Origin of the sequence: Nocardia tenerifensis NBRC 101015, from assembly GCF_000308715.1 — a bacterium.
GTDB classification, from domain to species: Bacteria; Actinomycetota; Actinomycetes; order Mycobacteriales; family Mycobacteriaceae; genus Nocardia; species Nocardia tenerifensis.
In genome coordinates, this window is sequence record NZ_BAGH01000364.1 from 1 (window position 1) to 19,051 (window position 19,051).

18 protein-coding genes are annotated in these 19,051 nt (G+C 68.7%); 6 read left to right on the forward strand and 12 right to left on the reverse strand.

Features of this window, described 5'->3' with window-relative positions:
• The 4 genes from ON39_RS28805 to ON39_RS28820 all read left to right on the forward strand — a co-directional run.
• Positions 1–1,855: acetoacetate--CoA ligase (locus ON39_RS28805; RefSeq protein WP_040739099.1), on the forward strand; the 1,855-nt coding region annotated here is incomplete at its 5' end.
• A 184-nt stretch (positions 1,856–2,039) separates the two neighbouring features.
• Positions 2,040–3,380: a cytochrome P450 gene (locus ON39_RS28810; RefSeq protein ID WP_040739100.1), complete on the forward strand. Its 1,341-nt coding sequence runs from the start codon at positions 2,040–2,042 to the stop codon at positions 3,378–3,380.
• 182 nt (positions 3,381–3,562) lie between these two features.
• Positions 3,563–4,807, forward strand: a complete 1,245-nt coding sequence (locus tag ON39_RS28815; RefSeq protein WP_040739101.1) for a TetR/AcrR family transcriptional regulator — start codon at positions 3,563–3,565, stop codon at positions 4,805–4,807.
• Between the two features lie 174 nt (positions 4,808–4,981).
• Complete coding sequence (locus ON39_RS28820; RefSeq protein ID WP_040739117.1) at positions 4,982–6,226, forward strand: TetR/AcrR family transcriptional regulator; 1,245 nt, start codon at positions 4,982–4,984, stop codon at positions 6,224–6,226.
• 3 nt (positions 6,227–6,229) lie between these two features.
• Here ON39_RS28820 and ON39_RS28825 read toward each other — a convergent pair whose 3' ends face one another.
• Genes ON39_RS28825 through ON39_RS28875 form a run of 11 tightly spaced genes read right to left on the reverse strand, consistent with a single transcriptional unit; the run spans position 6,230 to position 15,806 of the window.
• Positions 6,230–6,859, reverse strand: a complete 630-nt coding sequence (locus ON39_RS28825) for a hypothetical protein (RefSeq protein ID WP_040739102.1) — start codon at positions 6,857–6,859, stop codon at positions 6,230–6,232.
• 11 nt (positions 6,860–6,870) lie between these two features.
• On the reverse strand, positions 6,871–8,049 hold the full coding sequence (locus ON39_RS28830; protein WP_040739105.1) for an MCE family protein: 1,179 nt from the start codon (positions 8,047–8,049) through the stop codon (positions 6,871–6,873).
• Positions 8,046–9,146 (reverse strand): MCE family protein, encoded by a 1,101-nt coding sequence (locus ON39_RS28835; protein WP_040739106.1) that lies wholly within the window; start codon positions 9,144–9,146, stop codon positions 8,046–8,048. The genes ON39_RS28830 and ON39_RS28835 overlap by 4 nt, the downstream gene beginning before the upstream one ends.
• Positions 9,143–10,243, reverse strand: coding sequence for an MCE family protein (locus ON39_RS28840; RefSeq protein ID WP_040739107.1), 1,101 nt, complete (start codon positions 10,241–10,243; stop codon positions 9,143–9,145). Before ON39_RS28840 ends, ON39_RS28835 begins: the two co-directional genes overlap by 4 nt.
• Entirely contained in the window at positions 10,243–11,265 is a 1,023-nt protein-coding gene (locus tag ON39_RS28845) for an MCE family protein (RefSeq protein ID WP_040739118.1), read from the reverse strand. The genes ON39_RS28840 and ON39_RS28845 overlap by 1 nt, the downstream gene beginning before the upstream one ends.
• Positions 11,265–12,287 (reverse strand): MCE family protein, encoded by a 1,023-nt coding sequence (locus tag ON39_RS28850; RefSeq protein WP_040739108.1) that lies wholly within the window; start codon positions 12,285–12,287, stop codon positions 11,265–11,267. Before ON39_RS28850 ends, ON39_RS28845 begins: the two co-directional genes overlap by 1 nt.
• Before the next feature lie 2 nt (positions 12,288–12,289).
• Positions 12,290–13,645: an MlaD family protein gene (locus tag ON39_RS28855; protein WP_040739109.1), complete on the reverse strand. Its 1,356-nt coding sequence runs from the start codon at positions 13,643–13,645 to the stop codon at positions 12,290–12,292.
• A gap of 9 nt (positions 13,646–13,654) precedes the next feature.
• The gene (locus ON39_RS28860) at positions 13,655–14,518 is read right to left on the reverse strand and encodes an ABC transporter permease (RefSeq protein WP_040739110.1); all 864 of its coding nucleotides are present in this window, start codon (positions 14,516–14,518) and stop codon (positions 13,655–13,657) included.
• Position 14,519: 1 nt separating this feature from the next.
• Positions 14,520–15,374 carry an MlaE family ABC transporter permease gene (locus ON39_RS28865; protein WP_040739111.1) on the reverse strand — a complete coding sequence of 285 codons (855 nt, stop codon included), beginning with the start codon at positions 15,372–15,374 and terminating at the stop codon, positions 14,520–14,522.
• Positions 15,375–15,393: 19 nt separating this feature from the next.
• Positions 15,394–15,582, reverse strand: coding sequence for a hypothetical protein (locus tag ON39_RS28870; RefSeq protein ID WP_040739112.1), 189 nt, complete (start codon positions 15,580–15,582; stop codon positions 15,394–15,396).
• The gene (locus ON39_RS28875) at positions 15,582–15,806 is read right to left on the reverse strand and encodes a hypothetical protein (RefSeq protein WP_040739113.1); all 225 of its coding nucleotides are present in this window, start codon (positions 15,804–15,806) and stop codon (positions 15,582–15,584) included. Before ON39_RS28875 ends, ON39_RS28870 begins: the two co-directional genes overlap by 1 nt.
• Before the next feature lie 290 nt (positions 15,807–16,096).
• Between ON39_RS28875 and ON39_RS28880 the strand changes: the two genes are divergently transcribed.
• Complete coding sequence (locus tag ON39_RS28880) at positions 16,097–16,999, forward strand: oxygenase MpaB family protein (RefSeq protein ID WP_040739114.1); 903 nt, start codon at positions 16,097–16,099, stop codon at positions 16,997–16,999.
• 72 nt (positions 17,000–17,071) lie between these two features.
• On the opposite strand, the gene ON39_RS28885 is transcribed toward ON39_RS28880, so the two are convergent.
• Entirely contained in the window at positions 17,072–18,190 is a 1,119-nt protein-coding gene (locus tag ON39_RS28885; protein ID WP_040739115.1) for a serine hydrolase domain-containing protein, read from the reverse strand.
• A gap of 136 nt (positions 18,191–18,326) precedes the next feature.
• Between ON39_RS28885 and ON39_RS28890 the strand changes: the two genes are divergently transcribed.
• A partial coding sequence (locus ON39_RS28890) for a carboxymuconolactone decarboxylase family protein (RefSeq protein WP_218006183.1) occupies positions 18,327–19,051 on the forward strand: 725 nt, incomplete at its 3' end.

Consider the following 19,051-nt stretch of genomic DNA (forward strand, 5'->3'; position numbering starts at 1 on the left):
GCCCGACTACCACACGCTGTGGCAGTGGTCCGTCGATGAGCTCGCCGACTTCTGGCACGCGGTGTGGGACTACTTCGAGCTCGGCGACATCGCGGGCGAGGTGCTCGCCGACACCACAATGCCGGGCGCGCAATGGTTTCCGGGCACCCGGCTGAACTACGTCGATCAGCTCGTCCGGCAGTTCCGCACCGACCGGCCCGCGATCATCGCGGTCGGCGAGGACACCCCGACGCGCGAGGTCTCCTGGGCCGAGCTGATCGATGAGACGGCGGCGCTGGCGCAGACCCTGCGCTCGCTCGGCGTGCGGCCCGGCGATCGGGTCGCCGGCTATCTGCCCAACATCCCCGAGGCGGTCATCGCGTTCCTGGCGACCGCGAGCATCGGCGCGGTGTGGAGCGCCTGCGGCCAGGACTACTCGGCCAAGGCCGCGCTGGATCGGCTCGGCCAGCTCGAACCGACCGTCCTGATCACCGTGGACGGCTACCGTTTCGGTGGCAAGGCTCATGACAAGCGCGAGGACATCGCCGCGCTGCGGGCCGGGCTCGGCACGCTGCGGGCGACGATCGCCGCGGACCGGCTCGGCCTCGACGTGGCGGACGCGACGCCGTGGCGCGAGGCGGTCGCCCACGACGACGCCGCCCCCGCCGTGATCACCACGGAGACGGTCGATTTCGATCATCCGCTGTGGATCGTGTTCTCCTCCGGCACCACCGGGCTGCCGAAGGGCATCGTGCACGGACACGGCGGCGTCCTGCTGGAACACCTCAAAGCCGTTGCCCTGCAAACGGATATCGGCCCGAACGACACGTTCTTCTGGTACACCAGCCCGAGCTGGATGATGTGGAACTTCCAGGTCTCCGGACTCCTCGTCGGCGCGACGATCGTGTGCTACGACGGCAGCCCCACCCATCCGGCCGCGGACGGCTTGTGGCGCATCGCCGCCGAGACGGGCACGACCGTGCTCGGCACCAGTCCCGGCTACGCGCTGGCCTGCATCAAGGCCGGCGCCGTCCCGCGCGCCGCACACGACCTGTCCGCGCTGCGCGCGATCGGCATCACCGGCGCGTCGCTGCCGACCTCGACGGCGATCTGGCTGGGCGCGAACATCGGTGACCACGTGCAGGTCAACTCGATCAGCGGCGGCACCGACGTGGTGTCGGCCTTCCTCGGCGGCGCACGCACCGTTGCGTCCTGGCCGGGCGAGCTCTCGACCCGGTTCCTCGGCGCGGCGATCGAGTCCTTCGACGGCACCGGGCAGCCGGTCCGCGGCGAGGTCGGCGAGCTCGTGATCACCAAGCCGATGCCGTCCATGCCGGTCCGCTTCTGGCACGACCCGGACGGAAAGCGTTACCACGACGCCTATTTCGACATGTACCCCGGTGTGTGGCGCCACGGTGACTGGATCACCATCACCGACCGCGAGTCCATCGTCGTGCACGGCCGCTCCGACTCCACCCTCAACCGGCACGGCATCCGGATGGGCAGCGCCGACATCTACCAGGCCGTCGAACGCCTCCCCGAGATCGCCGAGGCCCTGGTCATCGGCGCCGAGCAGCCGGACGGCGGCTACTGGATGCCGCTGTTCGTGGTCTTGGCGCCCGGCGCCGAGCTCACCGACGACCTGAAGACTCGCATCTGCACCACCATTCGCACCGAGGTCTCCCCTCGGCACGTCCCCGACGAGATCCTGCTCGCCCCCGGCATTCCGCACACCCGCACGGGCAAGAAGCTGGAGGTCCCGATCAAGAAGCTGTTCCAGGGCGCGGACGCCTCCCGGGTCGTGGAGCGCAGCGCCGTGGATCAGCCGGAACTGCTGGATTGGTATGCGGTTCAGCGTCCGAGCGCCGTCGGTTAGCGGCCCCGGAGCGGAGCCTGCGGAGCGACCGAAAGAGTCAGCAGCGGAGTCCACTACCCGGGAGCGGAGCCTGCGGAGCGACCAGAAGAGTCAGCACCGGAAATACCTGTCATAGACCCTGCCGCGCGAATCTCCTAGCGTGGCAGGGGACAGGTTCGTCCTTCAAAACTGTGGAGGTGGCGCCGTGGCCGCACCCGATGTCCGAACGCGCGACGAGACGGCCGACTACCCACCCGGGACCCGGCTCCCCGCCTTCGCGCAGACCCTCCTGTTCCAGTTCCATCGGCAGCGATTCATCCCCGCCCTCGCGCGCCGGTTCGGCGACGTCTTCACGCTGCGGATCCCGCCGTTCGCCGACCACGCCGTGGTCTTCGCCCGTCCGGAACACATCAAGGAGATCTTCGCGGGCAACCCGCGCGACCTGCACGCGGGCGAGGGCAATCAGATCCTCGGCTACATCATGGGCCAGCACTCGCTGCTGCTCACCGACGAGGACGAACACGCCCGCGCCCGGCGGCTGCTCATGCCCGCCTTCAGCGGCTCGGCGCTGCGCGCCTACCGTGACCTGGTCGCGGAGATCGCCGCGGCCGAGATCGACCGTTGGACACCGGGTTCCACGCTCATCACCCTCGACCGGATGAACGCGCTCACCCTGGAGGTGATGATGCGGGTGGTGTTCGGCGTCACCGACTCGCGGATCCGGGCCGACCTCGCGCCCCGGCTGCGCCGGATCGTCAACCTCAACCCGCTGATCTTTCTTGGGTTCAAGTCGACCGCGCTGGCCCGCTTCGGCATGTGGAAGCGGTTCGCGGAGAACCTGCGAGCCATCGATGAGCTGCTCTACGCCGAGATCGCGGACCGGCGCCGGGCCCCGGATCTGGCCGAGCGCACCGACGTGCTCTCCCGCCTGTTGCACGCGGGCTCCGGCGCGGACGACGACCCGCCGCTCACCGACGCCGAACTGCGCGATCAGCTCATCACCCTGCTGCTCGCGGGCCACGAGACGACGGCGTCGGCCCTGTCCTGGGCACTGTACGAACTCGCGCGGCACCCAGAGATCCAGCAGGCCGCCTTCGACGCGGCGTGCTCCGGCGACGACAAGTACCTCGAGGCCGTCATGAAGGAGGCGATGCGGCTGCACGTCGTCATCAACGGCACCAACCGAAAACTGACCAGGGACATGACGATCGGCGGCCGGCGACTGCCCGCGGGCACCGTGGTGAACACCTCGATCCTGCTCGCGCACCGCAGCCCCGAGAACTACCCCGACCTCGCCGCCTACCGACCGGACCGCTTCCTCAGCGGCGAGGTGGCGCCGAACACCTGGCTGCCGTTCGGCGGCGGCGTCCGGCGCTGCATCGGCGCGGGCTTCTCCCTCATGGAGGGCACTGCGGTGCTGCGTGAAGTCCTTGTGCGGCAGACTCTTTCGCTGCCGGCGGGCGTGGCGCCCGAGCGCGGAAAGACGCGCAACATCACCACCGTTCCCCGAGGCAAGGCGCGGCTGGTCGTCACCCCGCGCGCCTGATCGCCGGCGACGCACACGCCCTGTGGCCGCGCTCACCTGCGCAGACCCTTGCCTACAGCCGGGGTGGACGCCGCCTGCGTTTGCGCCGGGTATCGCGCCGAAACCGCGTGACCTGCGGCACCCGTTCCGATGGATGGGCGGGCATAGCCCGTCTCACCAGCCCTGATCAGTACGATGTCCGCATGAGTGTCGACAATCGCCGTACGGCGCGGAAGGCGAGCACCGGCGACTCGGCACCCCGGGAGGTCCGGCGCAGGCCGAAGAATCGACGGGCCCAGATCGCCGCCGCGTCGGCCGCCGCGTTCGGCGCGCTCGGCTACCACGGTGTGAGCATGGAGGACATCGCCTCCGGACTCGGCATCAGTTCGGCCGCGCTGTACCGCCACTATCCGAGCAAGTACGCGCTGTTCCGCGAGGAGTTGCTGCGGGTCGGCCGCGCGATGACCGAGGCGGTCGAGCTGCCGGAGCAGGCCGCGGCGTGGTCGCCCGAGCGGCGGCTGCGGCACGTGCTCGACGCGCTCATCGCCGTCACGATCGAGAACCGGCCGACCATCACCCTGGTGCGCTGGGAGGGCCGGTATCTCGAGTCCGAGGATCTGGCGACGCTGAACGACCAGCAGTTCGCCGTGCTCGGCGCGCTCGGCGGCCAGCTGGCCGAGCTGCGGCCGGAGCTGACCGAGGACGACATCCGCGTGCTGCGCATGGCGCTGCTGAGCACGATCACCAGCATCGCCGACCACCACGCCACCCTCCCCGTGAAATCCCTTGCCCGCCTGCTGAGTTCGGCCTGCCAGCCGATCATCGGCACCGAGCTGCCCGCGGAGTGCCCCGCCGAACCGCTTCAGGTAGTGGAGATCCCGGACTCGTTCAAACACGAACTGCTGCTGCGCAAGGCCGTCGAGCTGTTCCACGAGCGCGGCTACCCCAACGTCAGCGTCGAGGACATCGCCACCGCCGCCGGGCTCTCCGCCGCCTCGGCGGTCTACCGGTTCTATCGGGGCAAGAGCGATCTGCTCGCGGCGGCGTTTCGCCGTGCGGCGGAACGGGTTTCGGGCGCGGTCGGCCCGGCGGTCGCGAACGCGGCGAGCCCGGAGGGCGCCCTCACCGCGCTGATCGAGCAGTACGTCGCCGGCTCGTTCGCCGAGCGCGCGCTCACCTACGTGTATTTCACGGAGTTCCAGCATGTTCCCGCGGAGGAGCGCACGGTGCTGCGCAATATCCAGCGGCTCAGCGTCGAGGAGTGGGCGCGGCTGCTGCGCGAGGTGCGGCCGGAGCTGTCGCCCGCCGAGGCGCGCTTCCTCATCCACGCGGCGTTCGCGTTGGTGGTGGATCTGGGCCGCGCGTTCGACAACCAGCCGATGGCGGCGCAGGGCCGCGTGCGCCTGTTGATGCAGGTGGTTCTTTTCGGGCGTCCCGCGGCGGCGTAGGCGGCCCGCGGATTACCGGCACCCGTCGAATAAGTTACGCGTCATTCCGACCGAGCGGCATGAAAGAGTCAGAGGTTACAGCGTAGATATTTAGTTCATTGTGATCTTCCATTCAGTTTGATTCGAGGCGCGTAAGGCCCCCGATCGAGCGCCCGGTTGGGCTACCATCGCGAGATGGGTGCCCAGGAAGGCCGCGCCGCGGACAAGGCGTCCGACGCGACGGCGGCGCGCGTGGTCCGGCGGCGGCCGCGCGATCGGCGCGCCCAGATCGCGGCGGCCTCGGCGGAGGCGTTCGGGTCGCTCGGCTACCACGGCGTGAGCATGGAGGACATCGCGTCCCGGCTCGATATCAGCTCCGCCGCCCTGTACCGCCACTATCCGAGCAAGTACGCGCTGTTCCGCGAGGAGGCGCTGCGGCTCGGCGCGCTCAGCGAGGCTGCGGTGCGCCTGCCGGACTCCGCCGACGACCTGTCCCCCGAGGCGCGCCTCGGACACGTGATGGACGCGCTCATCGCGGCCTCGATCACCAACCGGCGCAGCGCCGCGCTCCTGCGGTGGCAGCGCCGCTACCTCGAGGCAGACGACGCCGCGATCCTGGGAAGCCAACTGTCCACGGTGAATTCGGTGCTCATGTCGCTGCTCGGCGCCGCGCGACCCGAGCTGGACAAGCCGGACCGCGCCGTGCTGTCGACCGCCGTGCTGAGCGTGCTCAGCAGCATCGGCGACCACCACGTGCCGATTCCGGTGCGCGCGCTGACCACACTGCTGAGCGCCGCCTGCCGGGCGGTCGCGGAGTGCACGCTGCCGCCCTCGGACGGAACTGCCGAAATACCTGTGGCAGTGGAGATTCCGCTGACGTTCAAGCACGAGCTACTGCTCGCGCGGGCGATCGAGCTGTTCCACGAACGCGGTTATCCGAACGTGAGCGTCGAGGACATCGCCACCGCCGCCGGCCTGCCAGCCTCGTCCGCGGTGTACCGGTTCTACCGCGGCAAGGGCGATATCCTCGCGGCCGCGTTTCGCCGTGCGGCGGACCGGGTTTCGGCCGCGATCGGCCCGGCGGTCGCGGCGGCGGACGGGCCGGAGCAGGCGCTGACGACGCTGATCGAGCTGTACGTGGCGGGCTCGTTCGCCGAACGCGAACTGACCTTCGTCTACTACGCCGAGATCAGCAATGTGCCCGCCGAGGAGCGCACCGTGCTGCGAAACATCCAGCGGCTCAGCGTCGAAGAGTGGGCGAAGCTGCTCGTCGGCGTCCGGCCCGAGCTGTCCGCCGCCGATGCCCGGCTGCTGGTGCACGCGGCCCTGGCCCTAGTCGTCGACCTGGGTCAGCGTTTCGGCTCCGACGATCCGGTGTGCTCGCGGCAGCGAGTGATTCACCTGATGCGCGTGGTGCTGTTCGGCGGCGAGCGCGGCTGACCACTACTGCTTCGGCGCGGGGGCCAGCGGCGAGTTCACCATGTTCACCAGCCAGCGGCCGTCGACCTTCGTCAGCCGCATGACCATCGACAGCTGGCCGGGCGCGGGCTTGCCCTGGGTGCCCAGGCTGGTGATGGTCTGGCCGATCACCACGATGGCCTCGGCGGAGTTCGCATCGCCCGATTTGATCGCGCACTGGACGTCGTTCACCTTCGACACCACCTCGCCCTGGGTCAGCACGTCGCGCAATTCCTTACTGGTGCTGTCGAACTGCTTCTTCCAGTCACCGGTCGCGCCGGCGAGGACCGCCGCGAAGTAGGGGTCCAGCTTCTTGGCGTCGTAGTCGGCCAGCACCGGGGCGTACGAGCAGGCGGCGGTGCGCGCGTCCGCGTTGGCGTCGATGATCGCGCGGTTGCCCTTGTTCTGGAGATAGAAGACGACGCTCGAAGCTATTGCGGCACAGAGCAGTACGGCGGCCGCCAGCTCGAGGGCGAGACGTCCGGTTCGGCCCGGCGTCAGACGTCGACGCACGGTCACCGCGGTGGAGTCCGCGGAAAGCGACTCTGCTCCAGCCTCCTTCGCTTCGGCGGCCGGCTCTTTCTCGGATACCGGGTCGATCTCGTTGTCGTTCATCAGATGTGCTCCTATTTGCCGGGTGCCGGTCGGGACAGCTCGTCGCCGGTGACGCCGGGCGGCGGGCCGGATCCGTTGTCCGGCACGTTCGGTCGCGGCGCGTTCGCCGAGCCGCGGATCTGCAGCGCCGGATTGCTGGTGACGCAGTAGTTGTAGAGCCGGACCCTGGTGTCCACGGTTTTGGTGGTCGGCACGACGGGCACGGTGTCGTAGTCACAGCTCGGCCGCGGCCACGGATCGACGAGGGTGTGATACGCGTTGTCGTGCGCGGGAATGCCGATGGCCTCCGACCCCGTACGCAGCGCCGGGAACAGCGCCGCGATGGCGGGCGCCCGCAGCTTGGCCGCCCGGGTGATCGCCACGAAGTTGGTGACCAGGTTGGTCATCGGGTCCTCGGTGTCGCGCACGATGCCGCCGAGGGTCGCGAGCTGGCCGGGCCCGAGGTCGAGAAACTTGCGCACCTCCTGATCCGCGGCGGTCATCTGCTGGAACAGCGCGCTGGAACCGGTGGTCAGGGTGGTCAGGTCGGGCTGGGCGTGCGAGGTCGTCTCCGCGATCACCTGAAGGTTCTCGATGAGCTGCCTGGTCTGCGGGAGCAGATCAGTCAGCCCCGCCATGGCCCTGCTGATGCCGGAGATCATGTTGCGCAACCGATCCGGGCCGCCGGCCAGGGCCTTGTCGAGCTCGTCGACGATGACGGTGAGCCGCGCCGGATTCATCCCGCCGATCAGTCCGCTCATGCCCGCGAGCACCGACTGCACCGTGACCGGCGCGGTCGTGCGCGCGCGCTCGATCACCGAGCCGTCGGTGAGGAACGGCCCGGTGTCCGCGTCCGGCCGGAAGTCGAGGTACTGCTCCCCCGCCGCGGAGAGCCTGCCGACGGCGACGGTGCCGCCGACCGGGATCCGCGCCGTCTTGTCGATCTCGGCGATCGCCGCGACGCCGTCGCCGGATATCCGCACCTCCTGGACGCGTCCGACGCGGGTGCCGCGGAAGGTGACGTCGTTGTTCGCCGCCAGGCCGCCGGAGGTGCGCAGCTCCACCCGCACCGTGTACGTGCTCGGCAGCGGGTTGATCCGCAGCACCTCGGCGCCCAGGTACGACACCCCGAGCACGAGCACCACGATCAGGCCGACGTTGGCCACCGCGATCCGGCGCCGAACCAGCCACTGCCACAACGGCGGATTCATCGCCCACCGCCCTGCAGCCGGCCGATGACCTTCTCGATGACCTGCGCCAGGCTGCCGATGAAGGCGGGCACGTCGCCGATCTCCGGCGGCCTGCTGCCCTTCGGGTCGGTCAGCGCGCCGACGCTCAGATACGACACGGTGGCCGCCACCGCGAGCACCGGGCCGTCCAGGCTGGCCGAGATGGACGGGTAGATGGCGTGCAGCCCCTCCAGTGTGCCCGCGAGATCGTCGCCCATCTGGGTGAATCCGGACATGAGCCGCTGGATGCTGTCGAACAGGCTCAGGAAATCCGGGCCGGTGGTGTCGGTGAAGTCGCCTAGCGCGGCCATGGTCACCGAGACCTTGGCGATGAGACCGGCGATGGCCCTGTTGTTCTCGGCGACCAGCCCGATCAGCGGCGGGAAGGTGTCCGCAGCCGCGCCCAATTCTTGCTTGCGCCTTGCCAATTCGCCGGTGAGCGTGTTCAGCCCGGACAGCACGCCGTCGACGTCGGCGGTGCGCCGGTTCAACGCCGCGAGCACGTCGGTCAGCTCGGTGATCAGATGCGACAACTCCGGCGCGCGCCCGGCGAACATGGAGTTCATCTCAGCGGTGATCCGCGCCGCCTGGTTCAACCCACCGCCGTTGAGCAGCAACGAGACCGACATCATCAGCTGCTCCACCGAGGCGCCGGTCGACGTGTGGTCGGGGGCGATGGTCTCGCCCGCCCGCAGCGATTCCGCGCCGTCCGGCTTGGCGGGCAGCGTCATCGCGACGAACATGTCGCCGAGCGGGGTGGCCTGGCGCAGTTCCGCGGTGGTGCCGCGGGGCAGCCGGATGTCCTCCCGGATCAGCATCTCCACGTCGGCGAGGAAGTCGGTGGTACTGATCGCGGAGACCATGCCGATCTCGGTGCCACCGATCTTGACGTGCGCGTTGGCAGGCAGGTTCAGGGCGTCGCGGAACACCGCGTGCAGGGTGTAGCCGGGGCCGCCGATGCCCGGTTTGGGCAGCGGCACGTTGTCCACCGTCACCGCGCAGCCCGAGCTCGCGCCGACGGCCACCGCCACGACCAGCGTGCCGAGCCGCGCGCGGTAATAGCTTGCGGGCCGCGTCATTTGGTCAGTCCGAGCAGCGCGGCGGTGAGCCCGAAGTCCGGGCCGAAGTCCTGGATCTTGCCGGTCCGGCAGCCATCGAGGCGCATCTGCACCCGTTCGCAGAACACCGAGAGCGCCTCGCCGTCGAGGACCGCCTTGTCCAGCAGGCCGTGCAGGCGCAGCGCCTGGTGTTCGCGGCTGGTCGCGTTGGACAGGTTCTGGAAGAACAGCGGAGTCACGTCGGCGATCTCGGTGACCGAGCGGGCGTTGGCCCGCATCTGCCCCGTCAGCGTGGTGAACCGGGTCAGTGCGCCGAGCAACTGCTCGCGGTTGGTGCCGACCACCGTGGCCGTGTTGGTGACGAAGTCGTTGAGCTGAGTCAGCACGGCCTGTAGTCCCGGGGCCTGATCCCCCATCAGCTGAACCAGTTCGGTGAGCCTGCCGCTGAAATCGCGCACGGTCTGGTCGTTCTCGGCGATGATCTGGGTGATCTCGTTGAGTTTCACGATGGTGTTGGAGATCTGGTCGCCGTTGGCCAGGCTCACCTCGAACGCAGAGGACATCGCGTCCAGCGTCTCGCGCAGCTTGTCCCCGTTGCCGTCGAGCAGCGGGAAGAGCACCCGGCTCGCCATCGGCCCGGTCTCGTTGTCGCCCTTCAGCGCTCGGCCGAGCTGATCGAAATTGTCCAGGATGCGGTCGAGTTCGACCGGCGTGCGGGTGTGCTCGAGCGGGATGTGCGCGCCGTCGGCCAGCACCGGACCGTCGCCCTCGTAGGCGGGCGCGAGTTCGACGTGCCGGTTGGTGATCAGCTGCGGCGACACCAGGGCGGCGATCGCGTCCGCGGGCACCTTGACGCCCTTGTCGATGGACATGGTCACCTCGACATAGCTGCCCCTGGCCGTCACGGTGTCGACCCTGCCCACCGGGACGCCGAGGATCGCGACGTCGTTGCCCGCGTACAGGCCGGCGACGTTCTCGAAATCGGCGCTGATCCGCAGGTGCTCGCCGAGATACTGGTCCGGCAGCGCGCTCAGGCTGTCCGGCACCAGCGAGCAGCCGGAGGCCACCGCGGCGATCCAGCACAGGACCGCGGTTTTCCGAAAAGTACCTGTCTTCATCAGTTGCACCCCTGTACCGCACCGGCGAAACACAGCCAGTTGTCCGGGAAGACCCACGGCGCCCACACGTCGCCGTAGGGGCCGTTGCCGAGCGCATTGTTGAACTGCCGCAACGCGACCGGCATGATTTCGTAGAGCGAGTCGAGGTTGTCCCGGTTCTTCTCCAGGCCCTCGGACATGGTGTTCAGGCTCTGGATCATCGGCCCGAGCTGATCGTTGTTCTCCAGGCCCATCTCCTGGAGCAGCCGCGACAGCTCGGCGACGTTGTCCAGCAACGACTTCAGCATCTTCTGCCGCACCACGACGGCGTCGCCGATCGCCTCGCCGCGGGTCAGCAGCAGCAGGACGCTGTTGCGATTGTCCGACACCAGCTGCGAGACCTGGTCCATGCTCTTCAACAGCGCGTCGACCTCGTCGCGGCGGTCGTTGATCACCTTGGCCAGCGCGCCGATGCTGTTCAACGCCTCGACGGTGAGCTGCGGCGAGTCGCCCATCTGCTTGCTCAGCAGGTCCAGCGACCGGCGCAGCTTGTCCGGATCGATCCGCTCGATGCGCTCGAACGACGACTTGTACACCGGATCGCGGATGACCTTGCCGAGGTTGTAGGGCACCGACGTATTGGCCAGCGCGATCCTATTGCCCGGCAGGCCCTTTCCATTGCCGGGCACCAGTTCGACGTGCAGCTTGCCCAGAATGGTCGTCATCTTGATGGCCGCGTGCGCGTCGGGGCCCAGCCGCAGGTCCCGGCGCACCCGCAGGTCGACCACGACCTTCGCGCCGTCCAGCCGGACCGCGCGCACCGTGCCCACCTCGATGCCCGAGACATCCACCGACGCGCCCGCGCGCAGGCCCGCCGCCTGTGCGAACTCGGCCTGAATCGTCTTGTCCCCCAGCCTCGCCTGCGACAGCGCGCTCGAGCCGACGAGCAGCAGCACCACCGAGCCCGCCGCGAGCAGGCCGAGCCACAGTAACCTGTTGCGCGGCAATCGGACTCGACCCGCCAGGGATCGCGCACGTGACATCACCGGCACACCTCCGATTGCGAATCGCCGCCGACCTGAGAGAAAAGCCCGGGCGGCAGCAGCACACCCCACAGCGACACGTCGAGGCGGCAGATGTAGGCATTGCCGTAGGCGCCGTAGCCGGTGAACCTGGCGATGCCGTTGAGCAGGGTCGGCAGCTCGACGGCCGCCTGGTCCAGCGAGGCGCCGTTGAGCAGCAGCAGCGCGACCCCGGTGGTCGCGTCGTTCTGCGCCCGCGCGATATTCGGCTTCACCTGGCCGATCAGCCGCGCCAGCGAGTCGGTCGAGGTGGCCACCTGATCCACCGAGCCCTTCAGCGACTCGCCCTGCGCGTAGAGCGACTCGACCAGCGAGCGCGCCTGGGTGATCAGCGTCTCCAGTTCGCCGCTGCGATGCGCCAATCCGGTGATGACACCGCTGAGATTGCTGATCACGTCGCCGAGGATCTTGTCGCGCTGTCCGAAGGTGCCCGCGAGCTCGGCGGCCTGGGTGATCAACGCGCTGAGCGAGACGTTGTTGCCCTGCAGGGCCTGGATCAGCGTCTCCGACAGCGAGTTGATCTGATCCGGCTGCAGCACGCTGAACAGCGGCTCGAAGCCCGACAGCAGCGCGGACACGTCGAAGGAGGGCTCGGTGCGCTCGAGCGGTATCGCCGAGCCCGCCGCGACCACCTGACCACCGCCCACACCCGGCACCAGCGCGATATAGCGCTGCCCGATCAGGTTCTGGTAGCGCACAAGGGCTTTCGTGGTGGTGGTGAGGTGCTGCCTGCGCTGGATGCGGAAGTCGACGCGCGCGCGATAGTCGCCGTCGAAGTCGATCGCGTCCACCCGGCCGACCCGCACGCCCGCCATGCGGATGTCGTCGCCGACCCGCAGGCCGAGCACGTCGGAGAAGGTGGCGGAGTAGGAGTCGGTGTCACCGGTCACCGAGCGCTGCAGCGTGGACCAGATCGTGTACGTCAGCACGATCGCCACGACGGCGAACAGGCTGAACCCGGCCAGTGCCTTGCCTGATCTCATGCTCAGCGACCGTCCTTGTCCGCGGGCACGACCGATCCGCCCGCCAGCAGCGGCGACAACAGCAGGTACTGCGCCGCGGTGGGCGGGCCGCCGACGATCGCCGCCACCGCGTCGGTTCCGCGTAAACCGCTGGACCCCTGCGGATTCGGGGCCGGGTCCTTCGCCGCGGCCGGCGCCGTGAGGCCGGGGATCAGCGGAATGCCGGGAATCGCGGGCAGCACCGGGGCCGGGCCCGCCGCGTCCAACCACTTCGGCGTCTGTTGCGCCGGAAACTCTTGCGACGGGGCGGTTTCCGGCACCGACGGGCCGCCGCAGCGGGGACCGGCCATGCTGCCGTAGTGCGGGCAATCCGCGGCCGTGTACTGCTGGAACGGGGTGAAGGACACGTCCATCTTCCAGATCATCTGGCGGCTCGGCCCGAAGCCGAATACCGACCGCAATTTGTGCAGGGCGACATTGAGATTGGCCGCCGTCTCCGGCAACGCCCGCGGGTCCTCGGCCAAGCTGCCGAAGAGTTCGTCGACACCGGAGACCACCTCCTTGCCCGCGTCGGGGTTGCGGGCGAACAGCGAGTTCACCGAGTCGACCGCGCCGTTGGCGTTGGTCAGCAGCGCGACCAGCCGGTCGCGCCGCTCGGTGAGCGTGCGCGCGGTGGTTACCGACTCCGAGAGCACGCCGACCAGGTCGGGCGCGGAGACGCTCAACGCCGTCGCGGCGCGGCCGAGATCGCCGAGCAGGTCGCCGATGCCGGGTATGGCATGCACCTGGGTGAGCCACTGGTCGAGGCGCTCGATGGTGGAGCCCGGCACGCGCGCGGCCGGGTCGAGCGCGTCGGCTAGGGTGGCCAGCACCCGGCCGAGCTTCTCGGGCTGGATATTGTCGAGCACGTCGCGCAGCACGCTGAGCGTGGTCTGGAGTTGGACGGTGCCCTCGCTGGTGTCCTCGGGGATCTCCGCCCCGGCGCGCAGCACCTCGGCCGTCTGCCCGTTGTCGACGAGCTCGATCGCGGTCACGCCGAAGATGTTGTTGGGGATCACCCGCGCCGTGACCGCCGCCGGAATCATCGACGCGACATCGGGTTTCAGGTCGAGCTCGGCGCGCTGACGCTCGCCCTTGGCGACCACCTCGACGCCGGCCACCGAGCCGACGATCATCCCGCGGAACTTCACGTCCGCGTGCTCGGGCAGTCCGTCGCCGGTGCTGGTGAGCACCGCGACGACGCCGACATTGTCCTCGAAACGGCCGGTGTAGCGCAGCCCGAGCAGAGAAAGCAGCAGCAGCGTCACCGTCGTGAGCGCCAGGCCCGCGAGCGAGAGCTGTCGTGCGCTCGGCCCGCGGCCACTGGGATCGATGATCATTCCCAACCCCTATCCCGAGATCCGGAAGCCGGGGTCGATGCCCCAGATCGCCAGCGTGAGAAACAGGTTCGCGAACACCATGACGACGATCACCATCTTGATCGCGCGCCCGGCCGCCTGCCCGACGCCCTCGGGGCCGCCGGTGGCGACGTACCCGTAGTAGCACTGGAGGAACGTCGAGATCAGCACGAACACAACGACTTTGAGCACCGAGAAGAACACGTCCGCGCCGTTGAGGAACTGGAAGAAGTAGTGGTCGTAGGTGCCCGCGGAGGTGCCGCCGAGGAACAGCACCGACAGCTTGGTCATCAGGTAGGCGACCGCGAGACCCACGCTGTAGAGCGGGACGATGGTCAGCGTCGCCGCGATCATCCTGGTCGAGATCAGGTACGGAAGCGGCCGGATGGCAATGGATTCCAGCGCGTCGATCTCTTCGGAGATCCGCATGGCGCCCAATTGGGCGGTGAATCGGCAGCCGGCCTGAATGGCGAAGGCCAGGGTGGCCAGGATCGGGCCGATCTCGCGGGTGGTGGCGAATCCGGAGATGGCGCCCGTCAGCGGGTTCATCGTCAGCAGGTTCAGCGCGGTGTAGGACTCCATGCCGACGGTGATCCCGCCGAATCCGCACAGGATGATGACGACGCCCACGGTGCCGCCGCCGACGATCAGCGAGCCGTTGCCCCACCCGACGTCGGCGGTGAGCCGCAGGACTTCTTTGCGATAGTGCCTGAGCGCGAAGGGAATAGCCGCGACGGCGGCGACGAAGGTGATGGCCTGATGCCCGAGCCGCTGATTGGCCCGCACGGGTCCGCGGACGGCGCCGCCGAGCGCCCGCAGGGGTCGCAGGGCCGGAGGCGTATAGCGCGAGCCCATGTCAGAGCACCTTCGCCGGGAACAGCGTGTTGTACACCTGGGTGATGATGATGTTGGTGGCGAACAGCATCAGCGCCGAGTTGACCACCGCCGCGTTCACCGAGTTCGCGACGCCGCCGGGCCCGCCCCTGGTGTGCAGGCCGATGTCGCAGGCGATGATCGCGGTGAGCGCGCCGAACACGGCGGCCTTGAGCAGCGCGACGATCAGGTCATTCGCGACGGCGAAGGAGGCGAAGGTGCTGATGAACGTGCCCGACGTGCCGCCCTGCGCGTAGACGTTGAACAGATAGCCGGTGGCGAAGCCGACGAAGACCACGAAGCCGCACAGCAGCATGCTCACCAGCACCGCCGCCGCGAGTCGCGGCGCGACCAGCCGGCGGATCGGGTCGACGCCCATCACCTTCATGGCGTCGATCTCCTCCCTGATCGTGCGGGAGCCGAGGTCGGCGCAGATGGCCGAGCCGACCGCCCCCGCGATCATCAGCGAGGTGACCAGCGGCGCGCCCTGGCGAATGATGCCGAGCCCGCTGACGGCGCCGATGAAGGTGGTCGCGCCGACCTGACTCACCAACGCGCCCAACTGAATCGAGACGACCACCGCCACCGGTATCGCGACGAACACCGTCGGCGCCGCCGACACGCTGGCCATGAACGCGCACTGCTTGATGAATTCCTGGAACGGAAACCGGCGCGCGAGCACCGCGCGCAGCATCTCGAGCACCGCGTCGCGGCCGAGGGTCACCTGCCGGCCGAGCGTCTCGAGCGAACGCTGCGGGTGTCGCCGCCACAGACCGCGCAGGTCCTCGACGGCCTGCTCGAGATCGGTCCGGTCCGGCGGTCGCTGCGTGATGGTCACTGGTCCCTGCCTCTCCGGGTCACGCGACGCCGCTCCAGTGCCGCTCCAGCACGACGAGGAGGAAGCCGGCGAGGGCCAGGCCCGCCGCCACCGTGCACAGCACGGCCAGCCACAGACCGAACCGGAGCACCGGATTGACCCGCGTGCGCCCACCGAGGATCCGTACGCCGATCACGAGGAGGTCGATCAGCCAAACCAAGATCATCATCAGGTCATGCACACATTCGAGAAGGTGAGCACGGGCCAGCACACGATCGAGCCGAGGAACGAGACGACCACATCGACGCCGTGCATCCCGCGCAGGTGACCCGTGTGCGTCAGCGTCCAGACCACACCGATCAGCCCATACGGGATGCCGAGGATGATCAGCGTCCCGAGGAACTCCGAGACCTTCATCTCGTAGCTGAATATTCGATCCAGCCTCTTGAGCATGCGCGTCCTTTCGCGGGCCGGTCGAACGCGACCGACCGCCCACGGCGGGACCGGCAATAGACCCGCCGTTGGATCCTCCCGGGCGCCTCACGGCCCGGCATGGCCCCGTATGTTACGCACGATTCCGTCGGTTATGGAAGACTTTCCGCCACATTGACAACGACGAAGCCTGGCGAATACCCACGAAGTGCGACCCATTGACGCACGGGCGGCGCGAGTCTTAAGTTATCAGTAGTTCACAGGTAGTTCACGCCCTGCGGAGTCGATTCCGGACCCGAAAGGACTCCCTCATGACCGCCGCCGCCCACTCCCCGGAGCACGCCACCCCGCTGACCAAGGACCGCACGCGAATCCACATCGGCACCGCCCACCGTCCGATCACCAAGCGGGCCATCAAACTGACCGACGCGCTGGACTTCTGGTCCTTCGCGGGCGCCGCGGCCAATGTCGTGATGCAGATGTCCCGCCCGGGGGTCGGGTACGGCGTCGCGGAGAGCAAGGTCGAGTCCGGCTCCCTGACGCGGCACCCGTGGAAGCGGGCCCGCACCACGACGCAGTACCTGGCGGTCGCCATCCTCGGCACGGAGCAGGAGCGCCTCGCCTACCGCGAGGCGGTGAATGTCGCGCACCGGCAGGTGCATTCGGCTCCGGGCGCGCCGGTGAGGTACAACGCCTTCGACCGCGATCTCCAATTGTGGGTCGCCGCCTGCCTATACATCGGCTTCGAGGACACATATCAACTGCTGCAAGGCCGGATGAGCGACGAGCAGGCCGAGGCGTTCTACGTGTCGTCCTCGACCCTCGGCACCACGCTCCAAGTGACCGAGGAAATGTGGCCCGCCACGCGCGCGGAGTTCGATCAATACTGGAACCGCGCCTGCGAGTTGGTCGCCGTCGACGAGTTCGTGCGCGGCTACCTCGACGACCTGCTGAACCTGCGGATGATCCACTGGTATCTGCGACTGCCGTTCCGAAACCTGTTGAAGTTCCTCACAATCGGGTTCCTTGCGCCGATCTTCCGCGAACAGCTACGGGTCGAGTGGACCGACGCCGATCAGCGTCGGTTCGAGAATCTGTTCGTGTTCGTCGCTTTCGTCAACCGGTTCATCCCGCGCTTCCTCCGGCACGGCGGAACGCACGGGTTGATGGCCGACGTGCGACGCCGAATTCGCAGGCAGAAGAACCTGATCTGAGCCGCGGTAAACGACACCGCCGTCCGGACGACCCAGCGTCCGGACGGCGGAGACCCCTCGTGGAAGAAATGCCTATGGGCACAACGCGTGGCCGAGCAGGCCGATCAGGTCGGGCATCTTATCCGGCTCCTTGGTGAACGCGAAGGTCACCGCGCGCCCCTCCGGGGTCGCGCCCGCCACGGTGTTGTAGCCGTAGATTCCGCCCGAATGCCCGAAATACTCTGCGCCGCAGGGCAATGTCGTGTGCCCGAGGCCGAGCCCGTAGTACATCTTCATCCCCTCGTCCATGAGCACACCGTCGTTCATCTCCCGCAGCTGGGCGTCGGGGACCACCCGGCCCGCGAGCAGCGCCGTGTAGAAGCGGTTCAGATCGGCGCCGGTGGAGATCAGCCCACCCGCCGCCCACGGCACGGACGGCTCGATGCGCGTCACGTCGGTGAGCGTGCCGTCCAGCACCGCATAGCCTTTCGGGTGCGGGCCACGGATCTCGCGGTCGCCGGGAGCGGGCAGGTAGGTGTCGGCCAAGCCCTGCGGCTCGAGAATGCGCCGCTGCAACTCCTCGACATACGGTGCGCCGGTGACCTTCTCGACCAGAACGGCCGCGACGAGGTAGTTGCTGTTGCTGTACTCGTATCGGGCGCCCGGCGCGAAGTCGGCGGGCCTGCTCAGCACGATCGCCATCCCCTCGGCGGGCGTCATGGTCCGGTTCTCCAGCGCGGCGCGGTACTCGTCGACGCGCGGATCGGCGGCGAAGTCCGGCAATCCGCTCTGGTGGCGCAGGATCTGGCGCACGGTGATCGCGCGTCCATCGATCCCGTCGCCCCGCAACGTGCCGGGCAGATAGGTCTCGACCGGCTCGTCCAGGCGCACCTTGCCCTCCGCGACCAGCTGCAGAACGATCGCGCTGGTAAAGGTCTTCGAGATGCTGCCGATCCTGGTCTGCTGCGGGGGTTCGGCCGGAATCGGCGCCCGCGTCACGATATCGGCGACCCCGCTGGTGAGCACGACCGTCCCGGTGTGGTCGGTGAGCGTGGCGATCACCCCGGTGACCCCCGACGCGACGATACCGTCGATATCGGCCTGCACGGCCCGAATCCTGTTGTCCGACACGGTGTTCGACTCCTGATCCGACGTGCACCCGGCGAGCAGGGCGACCGAGGAGAGGGCGGCGATGATCGGGGCGATACGCATATCGGAAACGCTATTGATTCCGCGCCCATGCCCACATCGGGGATGGACCCCCAGATTCTCCCTGATCTCGACTCCCCTACAGGGATGAGTCGCCGCGACTTGTGCTGGAGCGCACTCCAACTTTTACAGTCGGTCCATGACCAGCACTCAGCACACCACCGGCCAGAACGATCGTTACGAGCGCGGCCTCGCGCTGCTCCGGCAGGTCGGCGGCCAGGAGCGCCCCGCCGTGCTGGACAGCCTGGCCGACATCGCCCCCGACCTCGGCCGCCTCACCGTGGAGTTCGGCTACGGCGACATCCTCTCCCGCCCCGGCCTGACCCTGCGCGAGCGCCAGCTGGCCACGGTCGGCGCGCTGGCGGCCCTCGGCAACGCGGCGCCGCAGCTGCGGTTCCACATCGACGGCGCGCTCAATGTCGGCTGCACCCGCACGGAGATCGTCGAGGTCATGATCCACGCGAGCGTCTACGCGGGTTTCCCCGCGGCACTGAACGGCCTGACCGCCGCCAAGGAGGTGTTCGCCGCCCGGCCGGACCTGCCCGCCGAGTCGCCCGCGACCACGCCGCCTGCGGGTGACCGCTTCGAACGCGGCGCGGCCAAGCTCGACGAGGTCGACGGGCACGCGGGCGAGCAGGTCATCGCGTCGCTGCGCGACATCGCGCCGGACTTCGCCCGCCTCATCATCGAGTTCTCCTTCGGCGACGTCTACTCCCGGCCCGGCCTCGATCTGAAGACCCGCGAGATCGTCTCGGTCGCCATGTGCACCGCGCTCGGCGTCGCGCCGCAACTCGGGGTGCACGATCCACGGTCTGCTCAATGTCGGCGGCACCGAGACCGAGGTGGTCGAGGTGCTGATCCAGA